Origin of the sequence: Citrobacter sp. CK195 (genome assembly GCF_030333365.1) — a bacterium.
Lineage (GTDB): Bacteria > Pseudomonadota > Gammaproteobacteria > Enterobacterales > Enterobacteriaceae > Citrobacter_B > Citrobacter_B koseri.
In genome coordinates, this window is record NZ_JAOWGB010000021.1 from 126,892 (window position 1) to 143,064 (window position 16,173).

General features: G+C 54.6%; 15 protein-coding genes and 1 riboswitch. Of the genes, 3 read left to right on the forward strand and 12 right to left on the reverse strand.

Going from position 1 to position 16,173, the window contains the following annotated elements; translation table 11 throughout:
- Positions 1-27: 27 nt before the first annotated feature.
- Complete coding sequence (tehB, locus tag OGX93_RS03795) at positions 28-624, reverse strand: tellurite resistance methyltransferase TehB (RefSeq protein WP_012132341.1); 597 nt, start codon at positions 622-624, stop codon at positions 28-30.
- Complete coding sequence (gene tehA, locus OGX93_RS03800; protein ID WP_058669188.1) at positions 624-1,625, reverse strand: dicarboxylate transporter/tellurite-resistance protein TehA; 1,002 nt, start codon at positions 1,623-1,625, stop codon at positions 624-626. Before tehA ends, tehB begins: the two co-directional genes overlap by 1 nt.
- A 112-nt stretch (positions 1,626-1,737) precedes the next feature.
- Between tehA and ydcK the strand changes: the two genes are divergently transcribed.
- Positions 1,738-2,718, forward strand: coding sequence for a YdcK family protein (ydcK, locus tag OGX93_RS03805; RefSeq protein ID WP_286449548.1), 981 nt, complete (start codon positions 1,738-1,740; stop codon positions 2,716-2,718).
- On the opposite strand, the gene rimL is transcribed toward ydcK, so the two are convergent.
- The 6 genes from rimL to OGX93_RS03835 all read right to left on the reverse strand — a co-directional run bounded on the left by rimL (position 2,710) and on the right by OGX93_RS03835 (position 9,577).
- Positions 2,710-3,255 (reverse strand): 50S ribosomal protein L7/L12-serine acetyltransferase, encoded by a 546-nt coding sequence (gene rimL, locus OGX93_RS03810; RefSeq protein ID WP_286449549.1) that lies wholly within the window; start codon positions 3,253-3,255, stop codon positions 2,710-2,712. The genes ydcK and rimL overlap by 9 nt on opposite strands.
- 141 nt (positions 3,256-3,396) lie before the next feature.
- A complete protein-coding gene (locus OGX93_RS03815) occupies positions 3,397-3,621 on the reverse strand; it encodes an HP1242/YdcH family protein (RefSeq protein WP_012132337.1) in 225 nt (74 codons plus the stop codon).
- Between the two features lie 178 nt (positions 3,622-3,799).
- Complete coding sequence (locus OGX93_RS03820; protein ID WP_115626704.1) at positions 3,800-5,455, reverse strand: glucan biosynthesis protein D; 1,656 nt, start codon at positions 5,453-5,455, stop codon at positions 3,800-3,802.
- Between the two features lie 244 nt (positions 5,456-5,699).
- Positions 5,700-7,208, reverse strand: coding sequence for a carboxylesterase/lipase family protein (locus OGX93_RS03825; protein WP_283314188.1), 1,509 nt, complete (start codon positions 7,206-7,208; stop codon positions 5,700-5,702).
- 41 nt (positions 7,209-7,249) lie between these two features.
- Positions 7,250-8,593, reverse strand: coding sequence for a 2-oxoadipate dioxygenase/decarboxylase HglS (hglS, locus tag OGX93_RS03830; RefSeq protein ID WP_275055020.1), 1,344 nt, complete (start codon positions 8,591-8,593; stop codon positions 7,250-7,252).
- 81 nt (positions 8,594-8,674) lie between these two features.
- Positions 8,675-9,577, reverse strand: a complete 903-nt coding sequence (locus tag OGX93_RS03835; RefSeq protein WP_071258352.1) for a DHHA2 domain-containing protein — start codon at positions 9,575-9,577, stop codon at positions 8,675-8,677.
- Positions 9,578-9,652: 75 nt separating this feature from the next.
- Positions 9,653-9,725: riboswitch (Fluoride riboswitch) on the reverse strand.
- Positions 9,726-9,955: 230 nt separating this feature from the next.
- Between OGX93_RS03835 and OGX93_RS03840 the strand changes: the two genes are divergently transcribed.
- A complete protein-coding gene (locus OGX93_RS03840) occupies positions 9,956-10,879 on the forward strand; it encodes a LysR substrate-binding domain-containing protein (protein ID WP_012132331.1) in 924 nt (307 codons plus the stop codon).
- A gap of 62 nt (positions 10,880-10,941) precedes the next feature.
- Here OGX93_RS03840 and OGX93_RS03845 read toward each other — a convergent pair whose 3' ends face one another.
- From OGX93_RS03845 to cybB, 4 genes are all read right to left on the reverse strand, one after another.
- On the reverse strand, positions 10,942-12,630 hold the full coding sequence (locus OGX93_RS03845) for a methyl-accepting chemotaxis protein (RefSeq protein WP_012132330.1): 1,689 nt from the start codon (positions 12,628-12,630) through the stop codon (positions 10,942-10,944).
- A gap of 169 nt (positions 12,631-12,799) precedes the next feature.
- Entirely contained in the window at positions 12,800-13,918 is a 1,119-nt protein-coding gene (locus OGX93_RS03850; RefSeq protein ID WP_012132329.1) for an S-(hydroxymethyl)glutathione dehydrogenase/class III alcohol dehydrogenase, read from the reverse strand.
- Between the two features lie 32 nt (positions 13,919-13,950).
- Entirely contained in the window at positions 13,951-14,226 is a 276-nt protein-coding gene (locus OGX93_RS03855) for a metal/formaldehyde-sensitive transcriptional repressor (protein ID WP_012132328.1), read from the reverse strand.
- Positions 14,227-14,429: 203 nt separating this feature from the next.
- Positions 14,430-14,960, reverse strand: a complete 531-nt coding sequence (gene cybB / locus OGX93_RS03860) for a cytochrome b561 (RefSeq protein WP_286449550.1) — start codon at positions 14,958-14,960, stop codon at positions 14,430-14,432.
- A 190-nt stretch (positions 14,961-15,150) separates the two neighbouring features.
- Here cybB and gap point away from each other — a divergent pair, with 190 nt between their 5' ends.
- Positions 15,151-16,152, forward strand: a complete 1,002-nt coding sequence (gene gap, locus OGX93_RS03865; RefSeq protein WP_104868635.1) for a type I glyceraldehyde-3-phosphate dehydrogenase — start codon at positions 15,151-15,153, stop codon at positions 16,150-16,152.
- The last annotated feature ends 21 nt before the right edge of the window (positions 16,153-16,173 follow it).

Sequence of the window (16,173 nt, forward strand, 5' to 3'; positions counted from 1 at the left end):
GGCCTGCAACGCTATCGTAAAATTGCGTTATGCGCTTTTACGCGCCAGCAGCGTCGCAAAACGCAGTTTGATGCGGTTGCCGTTGGCGTCCGTGCGGTGAAGTTCACCCACATCCTCGTTGTATTTCAGCAATTCCCAGCCTTCGTAGTAACGGCGCAGTTCCCCTTCTTTAAACGCAAACGGGAAACCCACGGTGCAGGGGAAATCTTCCGTATCCATTGCCGCCACAATCAGGTTATGCCCGCCCGGTTTGGTGCAGCGCTGCATATTGGCAATCAGCCCCGGAATGGTTTTCGCTTCCAGGAACATCATCACGACCGTTGAGAGAATAAAATCGTAGTCGCCTTCGAAGCTTAACGCGTTAAGGTCAACTACCTTTGCTTGCAGGTTTTCCAGCCCTTCCGCCGCTTTGATGCGCTCAACGTTGGCGATGCTCATCGGATTCTTATCCCAGGCGGTAACGTCATAGCCGTTCGCTGCCAGATAGAGGCTATTACGGCCATTTCCGCAGCCCAGATCCAACGTTTTACCCGGCGCGACCACCTTTGCCGCCTCAACGACGTCGGAGTGCGTGCGGGTTAAATCGTATTTTTCAGTAAAGTAATTTTCGTCACGAAGGGTCATTAGTTATCCTCAGATTTCAGTAATGCGGCGCGTTCTGTGCGCACGAGAAGTTTCCCCTGCATCAGCAGCGCAAACGTGCGTACGAGCAATAACGCTATGATAAAATTGGTAAAAATAAACAACGGAATCGCCAGCGTATGAAAAAATCCCGACGCGCTGGCGTGCCCTAAATGCAGCCCTGTCGTCGCCAGCGCTGAAACGCCGAACGAGAAGCTCCAGAAAGAGGCATTAAACGGCTGCGACAGATACCACGGCATCAGGCGCAGCATGAAAAGCAGTTGCAGCAAGCCATAGCCAAACAGCATTTTTGCCAGCGTATCGCCTTCTCCGCCGTTGACGCTCAGCCAGGCGCTACAGGCCACTAACGCCGGAGCCAACTGAATGCCCAGCGATGTGCGCAGTACCGCCGGTAATTCACCGGAACTGCGCAAACGTTGCAAAATAACGGGTTCCAGACTCAGCCACGAGAATACGCCAGCTCCTAAAAAGACCAGCCCGGCGTCGTTGTAACCCAACGCGCCGCAGGCCATCGCGCTAATAAAATTGTTCGCTACCGTCGGCAGATACAGCCCCGGCGTTGTCGCCTCTTCAGGATGCGAACCGCGCCAGAGTCCCGCCGTTTGCCATGCGGCATAAGCCAGTTGCACCACGACGCCAATGCTGAACAATCCCACGGCTAACCCACGACACCAGGGGACAAAACCAATCGCCACCAGCATCGTGGTCGCAGGAAAAAGGCTGACAAAACTGCTCTTTACCGGATGCCGTACCTCCGCCAGTACGCTCTGTGGAAAACGCAGCAGACGGTTAAGAAAGGCAAGCGTCAGCAAGCTCCAGATGATCATTGCCAGGATCACCAGGCCATCGCCAATCCAGTGACTGACGGGCCAGATATGGCTGGCATAGCGCCACGCGAAGCCCATGCCAATGGTGCCCAGTACCATCCCAAAATAGCCAGCCGGAAGATTGAGCACCCGGTCGCTCTGCTTGTTCTTACTCATTTTGTTTAATTTATAAAGTATATTTTAAATGCATTTTATGGAATTTCGCCCTGTTTAGCCAGTGCTGAAAAATTTGCTACGGTTATCTTAAGCGAGCAAAGGGAAATTCCCCATGAGCAAATATCACCTGAGTGAAGAATCGCGTGCCTTTAGTTATCAGGATAACGGCCACAAGAAAAGCGTCCTGCTGCGCCAGATCATTGCCCTTACCGACTTTAACGACGTCAAAGCCGGAACCACTGGCGGCTGGGTAGACGATGAAAGCGTGCTGGCGCAAGAAGGACACTGCTGGATTTACGACGAGAATGCCCTCGCATTCGCCGGGGCGATGATTTCAGGCAACGCCCGCATCACCCAGGCCTGCATCATCAGAGATCGTGCGCAAATCGGTGATAACGTCTGGATTGATCTGGCCGAGGTCAGTCACGGCGCCCGGATAAGCAACAACGTCACCGTGCAGAATTCGGTCGTTCGCGGTGAATGTCATCTGTCTGGCGACGCTCGTATTCTGCACCATTCGGAGATTATCGCCGCAAAAGGCCTAACCCAGGAAAGCGACCTGACGCTGCAAATCTACGATCGCGCCACCGTCAGCAGCTCGCGCATTGTGCACCAGGCGCAAATCTACGGTGATGCGATAGTCACCCAGGCGTTTATTGAACACCGCGCGGAAGTGTTTGATTTCGCGATCGTCGAAGGAAATGAAGAGAATAACGTCTGGCTTTGCGACTGTGCCAAAGTGTACGGTCACGCCCGCGTTATTGCGGGAACGGAGGAAGATGCCATCCCTACGCTGCGTTACAGTGCTCAGGTGGCGGAGCACGCGACGGTTGAAGGTAACTGCGTATTGAAACATCACGTTCTGGTCGGTGGTCATGCCGAACTACGCGGCGGCCCGGTCCTGCTTGACGATCATATCCTGATCGAAGGCCATGCCCGCATTCTGGGGGACGTGCTGATTGAGCATCATGTGGAAATCACCGATCGGGCGACGATCGAAACCTTCGATGGCGACAGCATCCATCTGCGTGGCCCAAAAGTGGTTAACGGTGAACAGCATATTACACGAACACCGTTGGCAGGGTTACTCTGAGGCGTTCTCGATAATGCGGGCGTACAGGTTAACGTCGTAATACTCCCCGTTGAGAAACTCCGCTTGTTTCAGGCATCCTTCCAGTTCAAAACCATTGCGGCGCGCCACCTGGTTGCTCGCCTGGTTCGCAACCCGACATTTAATCACAAAGCGTCGAAGCTCGCCGCGCCCGGCATAATGGCCGATAAACGCCTGAAGCGCGCGCGACATAATGCCCTGCCGCTGGTGAGATTCATCCAGCCAGTAACCGATATAGGCGGTTTTATTCAACGGCTCTATCAGATTAAACGAGATGACGCCCACCACCTCCTCTTCCTGAAAGATAAGGAACATTTTGGCGTAGCCGCGCTGGTGCAACATCATATTACCCTGCACATTTTTGCGCGTATCGTCTTCGCTGGCGACAAACTGCGGCCAGTTTAGCGATGCCTGTAGCCAGTCTTTGTTTTTAAGCACCAGTTGATGTAACGGCGTAACATGGCACTCTTCCACCGCTCGCAGTTCCAGTGTTTCGCTGATCGTGATGACTTCAGCCATTTCTCCATCCTTTACGGTGACAACAGCAGGATTTATTAGCTTATCACAGACTTGCCCGCATACCTGAAAACAGGAAGGGCTTCCTTGTCTGTCAGGAAGCCCTTTTAAGCAGGACAAAGACTGCGCAGTGCCTACAACGAATCAGCTCTCATTCAAACTTTCTTTCTGCAATATTCTGAGCAGATCCTCCTTCAGATGGAGTTTCTCTTTCTTCAGACGAACGATATCCAAACTGTATCCCCTGCCGTCAGAACCTTCCAGCCGGGCAATCTCATGATCAAGGGTGTTGTGTTTTTCGAACAAGGAAAGAAAGCGAGGATTCTCGGTTTTCAGTCGTGAAATCAGATCTCTGTATTCTGGAAACATACGCACTCCCTGTTAGTGGCTGTAAAACGTGTACTGAAGTACACACCGTCAGCTTACGCATTTGACATAAGGAATAATGCGAACGGGATCGAGTTTAAATAATGAGCAGAAAATGCGCCGGGAATCGTCGGGAGAAAAGAGCCGCCAGCAGTGTGGCGGCTCGGGGCAGCAGAGCGGATTAACGCATCACGCGATCATCAACGTAGCGACGCTTATCCGGCGTCGGCGGGAAATACTGATACAGCCAGGTTTCGCTAATGGCGTCCCCCTGGCAGCGCAGGAACATACGCATATCCACCGGGTCGGTCGAATCTGACGTCGGATACCAGTCAAACTGGATGCGATAACCATCGAACGGTTCGACGTAGAGGATCTCAATCTGTTTCGCTTCGCCGTTAGACAGCGTAATGACAGGTTCGATCCCCTTCGGCGCAGCGGCTTTCAGATCGCCGCCGACAAAATCAATGGCAAAGCGGCGCGCCCATTTTTCCGGGTAGTGTTCACCCGGCGCCCACCCTTCGGGGAAACCGCCCATACCGGTACGGGTCGCCATCACGCGCGCCAACGGCGAGCGAACCGGCGGTTGCGCGCTCCAGTAAAGACGGTATTTGAATGCCAGATCATCACCCGCTTTGATCGCTTTTTCCGGCTGCCAGAAGCACACCACGTTATCGAGCGTTTCACCGGTCGTCGGGATTTCCATCAGGCCGATAGACCCTTTCCCCCATTTGTTACGCGGCTCCACCCACAGGCTTGGGCGTTTGTTATACCAGCCCATGATGTCCTGATAGTGGGAAAAGTCACGGTCAAGTTGCAGCAGGCCGAACCCTTTCGGGTTATTGTCGAGATAGGCGTTGAACTGCAATTTCTGCGGGTTATTCAGCGGACGGCAGATCCATTCGCCATTGCCCAGCCACATTGCCAGGCGGTCAGAGTCGTGAATTTGCGGATGAATGGTGTCGCACATCCGGCGTTCATTGTTGCCGCAGCTGAACATGCTGGTCATTGGCGCGATACCCAGCTGCTTGATGTCTTTACGCGCATAGATGTGGTTTTCCACATCCATGATCACCTGACTCTCTTCGCAGTGGATCACAAATTTATAGGCGCCAGTGACGCTTGGGCTATCCAGCAGCGCGTACACGGTAAACGTGGTGTCGCCCGGTTTCGCCGTCTCAAACCAGAATGCGGTGAAGTCCGGGAACTCTTCTTTGCTGTCGGTATAGGTGTCTATCGCCAGGCCTCGCGCGGACAGCCCGTACTGATAAGTGTCATCCACCGCGCGGAAGTAGCTTGCCCCCAGGAAGGAGACGATGTCGCGACGCGCCAGTTCAGGCGCTTTAAAGGCGCGAAAGCCCGCGAAGCCAAGGTCGGTTTGCCCTTCCAGTTGACGGGTATCGACACCGGCATCGTTGTATTTGAACAGTTCCGGGCGGAAATGAATTTCGCGCGCCTGATGTGTGCTGGCATCAAGCGAGAACATACGCACGCGACGACGAAAGCCCATTCCTACGTGGAAAAATTGCACATCCAGCTTGCGGCCTTCGATGTTGTTCCACAGAGAGTGCGCCGCATCGTACTGAATGCTGTTGTAGGCCTGCGGCGTCAGATTCGCCAGCGTATTGGGTAACGCCCGGGGTTCGCCGCCCCACGGCTTTTGCGCTAAATCGTTCGCCATTGATTGCAGAACGGAAAAGTCAAAACGGACGGTTTGACCATCTGCAATATCAGACTCTGCCGCGAAAGCGGCGCGGGAAAAGAGTGAAGCAATACCGCTCGTACCGCACACGGCGGCCATTGCCATTGAACCTTTAATAAATCGTCTACGATCCATACCTGAAAGTGAGTCCTTCTGGTCGTGTGAATGGTCCCGCGCTGGTCTCTATCAGCGGCAAGAAGTGCAACGTTTCTGACCGCTCACTCTAGACAAAATTCATTAATAATCCAATTGTTGGCTGTCGATAATCTGTACAAAAGCCAAAATATTTTATGTCGATAAGAACAGACTGAATACCGTGTAAATACAGATGGGCGCGCTTTCAGGTTATGAAAAGCGCAACCTGCCAGACATCTCACCATTATTCCAGACTGACGTGATGTTTCATCACCCGTTTGAACAGCGCCATCCGCGCGCCCATAAAGCGGTTCTCTACTTTAAAACCGGCAAATTTATTCAGTCCGATACGTAACAAGCGATCCCGCCCCTGAACGCTGGCGGGCCAGCGCACCGGACCATGCAGAACATCGCAGGTCCGGCTGGCGTGACGGGCGAAATTAACCCAGTAATCGGCGATATGCCGGGCAAACGCCAGATCGTTGTCATTCACGTAATTGCGCGCGGGTTCCGCCAGCGTCAGCGTATCAAAGACATACGGCACTTCATTTCCGTGCCAGGCGCCGTTGGCGTAGGTTGTGTGTTCAGTTTCCGCGACATAGTCAAACCAGTATCGCCAGCACGGTTCGCCTACCCGCTGCTGCGCCTGCATCACCACATAGCCCAACGTGGTGAACGCCATATCGCGGCAGACCTGACGCCCCAGCTCTTCATCGCCTTTCACGCCGGGATAGAGCAGCTTGATCAGCCCTAACCCCAGTCGGCGTTCGCGCCGCAATTTCGCGATCTGCCCGGCGAGATCAACGCCAAACACCGCCATCACGCTCGCTTCGTCGCTGTTGGAGCCAATCAGAACCGGCATTGGGTGCTGTTTTCCGGCAAAGAAGGTCTCCATCATCGGCTGTGGCAATACCGCATCGCCGGAAATCGGCGTCGGCGCGATTTTCAACGGCGCGCCCAGCGGCCAGAATGCCTCCGCCGGTAGCGCCCGCAACTGTTCAGCAGTAGCGTTCGGCAAATTAAAATGCGCCGCCAGTTCGATGCCCTTTTGCAGCGCGACCTCGCGCGGCGTATCCGGTAACGTATAACCACTCTGAATAATGGCTTTATGGAACAGGCCCTGTGCCCGTGGGGACGCCATCAGCGACAGAACGCTACGCGCGCCAGCGGACTCGCCGAACAGCGTCACATTCTGCGCATCGCCGCCGAAAGCGGCAATATTGTCCTGCACCCAGCGTAGCGCCGCGATCTGATCGAGCAAGGCGAAGTTATGCACGCATTCGCCGTCCTCGCCATCAAGGGCCGGATGAGCAAAAAATCCCAGGTGACCAAGACGATAATTGAGCGTGACTACCACGACATCGCGCTTCGCCAGCGCACAACCGTCGTAAGGCGGTAATCCTCCCGCGCCGATGGTGTAGCCGCCGCCATGCAGCCAGACCATCACCGGCAACGGCTGCGGGCGCATCGCGGGCGCCCAGATGTTCAGATACAGGCAATCCTCGGAAAAACGCCCTGGATCGCCCCCGCCAAGCTCGCGACAATATTCAATATCCTGCCAGCTGGCGCATGAAAATGTATTCGCAGGGCGTTCGCCCTGCCAGGGTGCGGCAGGCTGTGGCGCCCGCCAGCGGAGCTGACCCGTAGGCGGTGCGGCATACGGTATACCGCGCCAGATGTGGATATCGTTTTGCACGACACCCATGACATTTCCCTGTTGCGTTTCGACAAGCGGGATGGAGGGATTCAACATGACGCATTCCTTTTCCTTCACATCCCGACAGCATACCGCGATCAGAGCAGTCCGCAACGCCGTTTACTGCGTTCTTCCGCCGCCTGATAAAGCGCAAACTCATCATATACCGGACACCCTAACGCCTGCTCAAAGGCGTCGCGGCTGGCATTGCCGTGGCTGCGCGCCTGGGTTTCGTTACCCAGGTTAGACTGGAATATTCCGGCCGCGCTTACCGGCAGAAAATCTTCATAGGTAATGGGTTGTGCCACCACCCAACCGCGTTCAATCAGCGGCTGTGGGTCGTCGCCCGGATGAATAGACTGGCGGTGCGATTCACCGGCAGGCGTTAACCGGTAGCGAAACCAGGCGAGCCCCTGCTGGCGCAGTAAAAATTCGCTGTCCGGGAAAGCGTTAAATACCGCCTGCAAATGCAGCTGATGCGTAAGATTATCTTTGCCCGTCCCCGCCTTATGCAGTAACGCATCGTACAACCGCCGTCCTTCAGGCGTCAGCGCCACGCCGCGCTGTTCAATCTCACCAAAACGTGCCGTATGGCTGCCCTCCGTTTCACCGGCAAACAGCACCGACTCTTCCAGCGCCTTGAAACTGGTCTGGCGTAACAGAATCGGCACCTCACGGCGCGGCGGCCCTTCAATCAGGATCTTGGGTTCGATACCGCATTCCGGCATCATCAACTGCACTTTGTCGATATCCAGCGTGCGCGGCGTCAGGTGGTTAATGTGGCACCCCGGAAAACACACCACGTCAGCAATCAGACGGTGTTCATCATGTAATGCCTGATACGTTTCCCTGTCCACCGTGGCGTGCCGGTGCCAGCGGAAAGTCTCCAGCGCCTCCTGCACAAACTCCCGCGCCTGCGCCCCGGTAAAATTGCCCTGCGCATCGAAGACGTCCAGAAGTTCGCGACAGCGCGGCGTAAAGATATCGCGCCTCGCCAGAATGTCCGCCGCGCGTTGGCGCAGCGTCGCGTTCTCAATTAACTCCAGCCGTAATAGCGAGGTGAAGACGCGAAACGGGTTGCGGGAAAGCGACGCATCGTCAATGGGGCGAAAGGCGGTGGAATGAACGGGAACGCCCGCCTGAGAAAGGTCGTAATAACTGACGGGATACATCCCCATAATCGCAAACATTCGGCGCAAGGTGGAAAGCTCCTGCGCCGTACCCACCCGAATCGCGCCATGCCGCTCAACGTTCAGCCGCGCCAGCTCATCCGCGTTGGCCAGCTTTTCATGCAGCGTGGGATTATTTTCCAGTACCGTCAGATTCACATCAGCGACAAGTTCCAGCAATGTACCGTACTGTGGAACTTCCTGCTGGTACATTGCTGACATTGCCTGCGAAAAGTGTTCCCGAATCTCATCAGCCGCGATGGTGTTCGCCATAATGTCATGCCTCCAGTGAATATTACCTGGAGTGTAGAAAACGCCGTTCACTCTGGTGGGAAGAATTTACAAAGTGTGATCTCACCTGTGCGGATTCAGGTGATGTTCCAGCCAGGGGAGCATCTGTTTCTTACGGCTCAGCATCCCTTCCACCTCGCAGGGGTGCGGGACGTCCGGCTGGGCATCTCCGGCAAACCAGAGGCGGGAATAACCGAGATTGATATCCGTGAGCATCAGAACAACCAGCGCCGCATCTGCCCCGGCGGCATAGCGCGCCATTTCCTCACGCAGGTCGTCCATCATCGCATCAACCTGTTCCAGCGCATACAGCTCAAGCTGCGCCACGCAAACCCGCTGCCCGTGGACAGTAAAGGTTTTCATGTCCTTCTGAAGAAGCTGGCTGGCGCTCATCCCTTCCACGCTGGTTTTCGCGTACAGAAGATCGCGGCTAAAGCGTTCAAGAGACAAACCGGCGAGCTGGCTGAGCGATTCCACCGCAAGGCGGTCATCCGGGGTCGTTGTCGGCGAACGAAGCGTGACAGTGTCACTCAGAACGGCGCCCAGTAATAACGTCGCTTCTGCGGGTGAAAGCTGTTTTCGAATGGCATCCGTCATCAGTTGCCACAGTAATGTTGCGCTACTGCCAACAGGTTTTACCCACACTTCCGGCGGCAGTCGGGTGATCAACCCGCCTAAGCGGTGATGGTCAATAATGCCAACAACGTTACTCTGCGCTAAAGAATCCGGCCCCTGGGCTGGTTCGGTAAAATCAACCAGCCAGACGTCCCGATCGGTGAGCGGAACGCTTAATCGTTCAGGAATGGGCAACCCCGCCTGCGCAAAAATAAACTGCGTCTCACGGTTGGCTTCCCCCGTGCGGAACGCCACTGCCTCCTGCCCGCGTAACGTCAGCCAGCGCGCCGTCATCATAGCCGTACAGATAGCATCGCTATCAGGATTGAGGTGACCAATTACATATATCATTGTTGTTTCCTGTTGGAAAAAGCATGAGGAACCGGAAGAGTATTGACCAGCCCGACACGCTCCTGGTGATAAAGAGTCATATCAGGCGTCATCAGCCTACTGAAACGAGGCGGTTGGAATAAGGTGGAACGCCATCACCCTGCACAGGATTGTGAACCCGCTTGATGTCTCTTTCAAGTATGAACTCACGTTATGACCTGTCGCTTTCTGCGCCACGCATTGTCATTATTCTCACATCACTGTGAATCGTACAAAACATAAGCAAAACAAACTTCTTGTAAAAGAAATGAGTTAGATGTTAATAATATTTTGCTATCAGGTTATCAAAAACCAATAACTTTACTTGTCACCGGCACCGCTCTGTTTTTAACATCGCTTATGGAAAAAAATAGCTTGTTTAGTCAGCGCATCCGTTTGCGCCATCTTCATACTTTTGTAGCTGTCGCCCAACAAGGAACACTGGGGCGCGCGGCTGAAACCCTTAACCTGAGTCAACCTGCACTCTCTAAAACGCTTAACGAGCTGGAGCAACTGACCGGAACCCGCCTTTTTGAGCGCGGTCGCCTCGGCGCGCAGTTAACGTTGCCCGGCGAACAGTTCCTCACCCATGCGGTAAAAGTGCTTGATGCGCTTAATACCGCGGGCCAGGCGTTGAATCGCAAAGAAAGCCTCAATAATGATGTGGTGCGCATTGGCGCATTGCCCACCGCCGCGTTGGGTATCCTTCCGGCCGTTATTGGTCAGTTCCATAAGCAGCAAAAAGAGACGACGTTACAGGTCGCCACCATGAATAACCCGATGCTGCTCGCTGGCTTAAAAACGGGGGAAATCGACCTCGGTATTGGCCGGATGTCCGACCCGGAATTGATGAGCGGTCTGAATTACGAGCTGCTGTTTCTGGAGTCGCTGAAGCTGGTTGTGCGCCCTAATCACCCACTATTACAGGAAACCGTCACCTTAAGCCGTGTGATGGAATGGCCAGTGGTCGTGTCGCCCAAAGGCACCGCTCCCCGGCAGAATGCGGAAGGTCTGCTACAAAGTCAGGGCTGCAAAATGCCCGTTGGCTGCATCGAAACGCTGTCGGCCTCGCTGTCTCGCCAGCTTACCGTTGATTATGACTACGTCTGGTTTGTCCCTTCAGGCGCGGTGAAAGAAGATCTGCGCCAGGCTACGCTGGTATCACTGCCGATTCCCACCCTGGGCGCTGGCGAACCGATTGGCATCCTCACCCGTGTGGACACGCCGCTTTCTCCCGGCGCGCAGGCGCTGATCGCCGCTATCCGCAAATCCATGCCGCACTGAATGCGCCCTCAAATAAATGCCGGATAAGACGCGTTAGCGTCGTTACCCGGCAATATTAAGGCTTAAAACGTTTCCCAGTTATCACCGCTGGTTGTTACCGGTTGCGGTGATGAACTGGCGACGACGTCCACAGACGGCGCGCGTTTAATCGCACTTCCCCCCTGCAAACGAAACGCCCCGACCGCTTCGGTTAAGCGAGCAGCCTGCTCTTCCAGAGATGCGGCGGCGGCAGAGGCCTCTTCGACCAGCGAGGCGTTTTGCTGCGTGACCTTATCCATCTCGGAAATCGCCTGGCTCACCTGCACAATCCCACGGCTCTGTTCATCAGAGGCTGCGGCGATCTCCAGCATAATGTCCGTTACGCGCCGCACGGCATCGACAATATCATTCATGGTGTTGCCTGCTGCGACAACTTCCCCGGAGCCCTGGTCAATCAGTCTGACCGATTCGCTGATCAGCCCTTCAATTTCTTTCGCCGCCTGCGCACTGCGGCTTGCCAGCGTGCGCACTTCACTGGCGACCACGGCGAAACCGCGCCCTTGTTCACCCGCTCGCGCCGCTTCGACCGCCGCGTTAAGCGCCAGGATATTGGTCTGGAAAGCGATGCTGTTGATGACGGCGGTGATCTCGGAAATTTTCTTCGAACTATTGGAGATGTTGCCCATTGTTTTCACGACGCCAGACACCATCTGACCGCCGTGACTGGCTTTGCCGGAGGCGTCTTCCGCCAGTTTGCTGGCATGGTGCGCGTTGTCCGCATTCTGTTTCACCGTGGCCGTGAGTTCTTCCATGCTGGCTGCGGTCTGTTCAATTGCTGCGGCCTGCTCTTCCGTACGCGATGACAAATCGGTATTGCCGGCGGAAATCTCACTGGTGCCGCGATAAATCTCTTCCGCCCCCTGACGTACCGTTCCCACCGTTTGCCCCAGAGAGGACTGCATCTTCTGGAGATGGCGGCTTAAGCGACCGATTTCGCTGCGTCCGGTTGGATCATCCGGCATGGTGAGATCGCCTGCGGCAATCTGTTCAATACGCTGCGCAGCACGTTGCAGAGGGTTGATTACCGTCCGGCGGAGCGCGATAAACGTCAGTAGCGTAAGCACCAGCGCCAGCGCGAACGCCCCAATCATGAACATCAATCCCAGTTGGCTGCGCTGATGCGCCTGGTCGCTAAGCTGATTCGCGCGCGCCGTGCGTAGCTCAATCGCCTTGAGCAATACGGTGTTATACGCGGTATCGAGCGGTCTGGCCTGTTCGTTTTCATGGTTGATAATCGCCTCGAACATACCGTTTCTGGCGTATTTCAACATAGGTTGCAGGCCATCAATATAGGCTTTGAAGCGGGTATTCAGCTCCGCATCCAGCGCTTCGTCCGCCGGTGTTTTTACCGCCCGCGCCATAAAGACGTTAAAGCCTTCCTGCGACTGCTTAATCCGCTTCTCCGCCTCAGCGATATTGGCTTTCATGTCGTCCATTTCAGCAATGCGGCTCGCCGCGCCTGCATGGATCATATTGATACGCGCGGTACGCAGATGGTTAGAACTGTTGGATAAGCCCATCCGCACCTGAATTTCGTCCGTCACATCCCGCTGGTCACGATCTGCCTGTAGCAGGAAGTACCCCGCCAGCCCGGAACTGAGTGCGAACAGAAGAAGGATGCCACCGAGAATGGAGGAAAACAGCGGAACCAGCCGAATATGATGCAGAAAACCCAGCTTATGCGGTGCTTGCATCGTTGATGTGTTGTCCATGACCGTCGACTCTCTTGTAGGTTATTGCGTATAAAACACGCCCGTTAGATAGTCATCGGCATTCCAGGAAGTTTGCTTACGGTGAAAATCGGAATGTTTGTCACATTTTCACAACATTTATTCCTGAAAATTCAGGAAAGTGCCAGCGGCAGACCCGCTGGCATGTGAATCAGTTATCACCGAAATGGATAACGGTACGAATGGACTTGCCCTGATGCATTAAATCAAAGGCATCGTTGATTTGATCAAGCGGCAAGCGATGGGTAATGAACGGGTCCAGACGAATTTTCCCCGCCATCGCCTCTTCCACCATGCCTGGCAGTTGGCTACGCCCTTTCACACCGCCAAAAGCGGAACCGCGCCAGACGCGCCCGGTAACAAGCTGGAACGGACGGGTTTTAATTTCCTGGCCTGCGCCAGCCACGCCGATGATGATGCTCTCGCCCCAGCCTTTGTGGCAGCATTCCAGCGCTGCGCGCATCACATTGACGTTACCGATACATTCAAAACTGAAATCGACGCCGCCATCGGTCAGCTCAACAATCACATCCTGGATGGGTTTGTCATAGTCATTCGGATTAATGAAATCGGTCGCGCCCATTTCTTCCGCCAGTTTGAATTTCTCCGGGTTGGTGTCAACCGCCAGAATACGCCCGGCTTTCGCCTGCACCGCTCCCTGAATCACCGCCAGGCCGATACCGCCCAGGCCAAAGACCGCAACGCTATCCCCTTCTTTTACTTTTGCCGTGTTATGTACCGCGCCAATCCCTGTGGTGACGCCGCACCCCAGCAGACAGACTTTATCCAGCGGCGCCTGCGGATTGACTTTCGCCAGGGAAATTTCAGCACAAACGGTATATTCACTGAATGTGCTGGTGCCCATATAGTGATAGACAGGTTCGCCGTTGTAAGAAAAACGGGTGGTGCCATCCGGCATCAGCCCTTTGCCCTGCGTGGCGCGCACCGCCTGACACAGGTTGGTTTTGCCGGATTTACAGAACTTACACTCGCCGCATTCTGCGGTGTACAGCGGAATAACATGATCGCCAGGCTTCAGACTGGTGACGCCTTCACCAACGTCAACCACCACGCCACCGCCTTCGTGACCCAGCACCGCCGGGAACACGCCTTCCGGGTCGTCGCCGGAGAGCGTAAACGCATCCGTATGGCAAACGCCGGTATGGGTAATTTTGACCAGCACTTCGCCTTTTTGCGGCGGCGCGACGTCAATTTCAACAATCTTTAACGGCTGGCCGGGGCCAAATGCAACTGCTGCACGTGATTTCATTTGTCTCTTCCCATTATTGTGAGGTGATCTGTTTATTTTAGATAAGCGCGCAGAAGGTGGCCGATTTCAGCCATGCGCACGGCGCGTTGATCCGGCGTGGTGTCGCCGCTGACCAGTTCATCTTTCAGGTGAATCTCAACCATCTCTCCCATCAGCCCGTTAGATGCGCCGCGAACGGCGGCAATCTGTTGCAGGATCGCCAGACAAGGTTCCCCTGACTCCAGCGCCCGTTCCAGCGCGTCAACCTGCCCGCGGATACGGCGAACCCGAGTGAGAATACGTTTTTTATCTTCAGGTGAATGCGGCATACGCCCTCCATACTATAGGGGGGTATACTATCAGATTTGTTATGTGGCTGTAAAACCAACAGCAGCATCTCGCTATTTGTATGACAAATAGCTATACTGCCCGCTTCCGATGTAGACCCGTTTTCTTCACCTGCGTCACGGGTCTGGTTACACGCAGGTGTTTTCTAAAAGAAACCCCGCATTACGCGGGGTGGTGAGAAGAGTCAGGAACGTTTGCGCGGCATCATGCGCAATAGCGTATTGTCTTTCCAGACGTAGTGATGCATCAGCGCCGCTGCGGCATGCAAACCAATGACAAAATACCCCAGTTTCGCCAGCGTGATATGCCAGGTTTTCAGCATATCCACCACCTCAAAATTAGCGTCTGACGCATGCGGCATCACCAGGCCGAACGCAACCCAGGGATTGCCCCGGTTATACATCATCACCAGGCCAATAATCGGCAAGACAATAAACATCAGATAGATCACCAGATGCCCAAGATGCGCCATTCCGGTCACCATCGGCTTTGGTTTTGGCACAATGGGCGGCGCCGGGTATTTCAGTCTGACCAGCAGGCGCGTCACCATCAACACCAGGATGGTCATCCCGCACGAGACATGAACCATATTGATCCACGGACGATAGCTGCGGGGCGCAAATCCCCTCAACTCCATCGCACAGTAGGTCACAATAACCAGTAAAAAGACCAGCCAGTGGATGCCAATTTGCAGGCTTGTGTACTTATTGCTCATAACACGTCCTGAGTAAAAAAATAAAGCGTCAACATAGCGAGCTTTTGTTAAAAATTCATTAACTTTTGTTCACCCAATTTCAACCAGTTACGCTTAGCCGCAAAATCTGTTATTGCCCTGGACGCCTGACTGGACTATGCCTGGTAGGGAAAAAATGTGTCGTACCGTTGCATCCTGACAGGAGAAAACCATGAGTAAAATTGGCATTAACGGCTTTGGTCGTATCGGTCGTCTGGTGTTACGTCGTCTGCTGGAAGTGAAAAGCGACATTGATGTCGTCGCCATCAATGACCTGACCTCCCCTAAAATCCTCGCGTATCTGTTGAAATATGACTCAAACTACGGCGTATTCCCCTGGAGTGTGGATTTCACCGAAGACGCGCTGATTGTGGACGGCAAGAAAATTGCGGTTTACGCAGAAAAAGAGGCTAAAAATATTCCGTGGAAAACCACCGGCGCCGGGATCATTGTCGAGTGCACCGGCTTCTATACCTCAGCCGAGAAGTCCAAAGCGCACCTCGACGCTGGCGCTAAAAAAGTGCTGATTTCCGCCCCGGCTGGCGATATGAAAACCATTGTCTTCAACGTGAATGACGACACGCTGGATGCCAGCGACCAGATTGTTTCTGTCGCATCCTGCACCACTAACTGCCTGGCGCCGATGGCGAAAGCGCTGAATGACAACTTTGGCATTCAGGTTGGCACCATGACCACAATTCACGCCTACACCGGAACCCAGTCGCTGGTTGACGGGCCGCGCGGGAAGGATCTGCGCGCTTCGCGGGCGGCGGCGGAAAACATCATCCCCCACACCACCGGCGCGGCGAAGGCCATTGGTCTGGTGATTCCTGAACTGAGCGGAAAACTTAAAGGCCATGCTCAGCGCGTTCCGGTGAAAACCGGCTCTGTAACCGAACTGGTCTCGATTCTGGAGAAAAAAGTCACTGCGGAAGAGATCAACGCGGTGCTGAAGAAAGCGACAACCCATAATCCGTCGTTCGGCTATACCGATGAAGAGATCGTCTCTTCCGATATCATCGGCTCACATTTCGGTTCGGTGTTCGATGCCACGCAAACTGAAATCAGCACAGTGGGCGATCTGCAACTGGTGAAAACCGTCGCCTGGTACGATAACGAGTACGGTTTTGTGACCCAACTTATTCGCACGCTGGATAAATTTGCCAAACTCTGACCTTCTGGCGGAGGCATTGTT

Coding starts and splice junctions, on each gene's coding strand:
- gap (WP_104868635.1), top strand. CDS start 15,151: ATGAGTAAAATTGGCATTAACGGCTTTGGTCGTATCGGTCGTCTGGTG.
- ydcK (WP_286449548.1), top strand. CDS start 1,738: ATGAGCAAATATCACCTGAGTGAAGAATCGCGTGCCTTTAGTTATCAG.
- tehA (WP_058669188.1), bottom strand. CDS start 1,625: ATGAGTAAGAACAAGCAGAGCGACCGGGTGCTCAATCTTCCGGCTGGC.
- rimL (WP_286449549.1), bottom strand. CDS start 3,255: ATGGCTGAAGTCATCACGATCAGCGAAACACTGGAACTGCGAGCGGTG.
- hglS (WP_275055020.1), bottom strand. CDS start 8,593: ATGGCGAACACCATCGCGGCTGATGAGATTCGGGAACACTTTTCGCAG.
- tehB (WP_012132341.1), bottom strand. CDS start 624: ATGACCCTTCGTGACGAAAATTACTTTACTGAAAAATACGATTTAACC.
- OGX93_RS03845 (WP_012132330.1), bottom strand. CDS start 12,630: ATGGACAACACATCAACGATGCAAGCACCGCATAAGCTGGGTTTTCTG.
- OGX93_RS03850 (WP_012132329.1), bottom strand. CDS start 13,918: ATGAAATCACGTGCAGCAGTTGCATTTGGCCCCGGCCAGCCGTTAAAG.
- OGX93_RS03825 (WP_283314188.1), bottom strand. CDS start 7,208: ATGTTGAATCCCTCCATCCCGCTTGTCGAAACGCAACAGGGAAATGTC.
- cybB (WP_286449550.1), bottom strand. CDS start 14,960: ATGAGCAATAAGTACACAAGCCTGCAAATTGGCATCCACTGGCTGGTC.
- OGX93_RS03820 (WP_115626704.1), bottom strand. CDS start 5,455: ATGGATCGTAGACGATTTATTAAAGGTTCAATGGCAATGGCCGCCGTG.
- OGX93_RS03855 (WP_012132328.1), bottom strand. CDS start 14,226: ATGCCGCATTCACCTGAAGATAAAAAACGTATTCTCACTCGGGTTCGC.
- OGX93_RS03840 (WP_012132331.1), top strand. CDS start 9,956: ATGGAAAAAAATAGCTTGTTTAGTCAGCGCATCCGTTTGCGCCATCTT.
- OGX93_RS03815 (WP_012132337.1), bottom strand. CDS start 3,621: ATGTTTCCAGAATACAGAGATCTGATTTCACGACTGAAAACCGAGAAT.
- OGX93_RS03835 (WP_071258352.1), bottom strand. CDS start 9,577: ATGATATATGTAATTGGTCACCTCAATCCTGATAGCGATGCTATCTGT.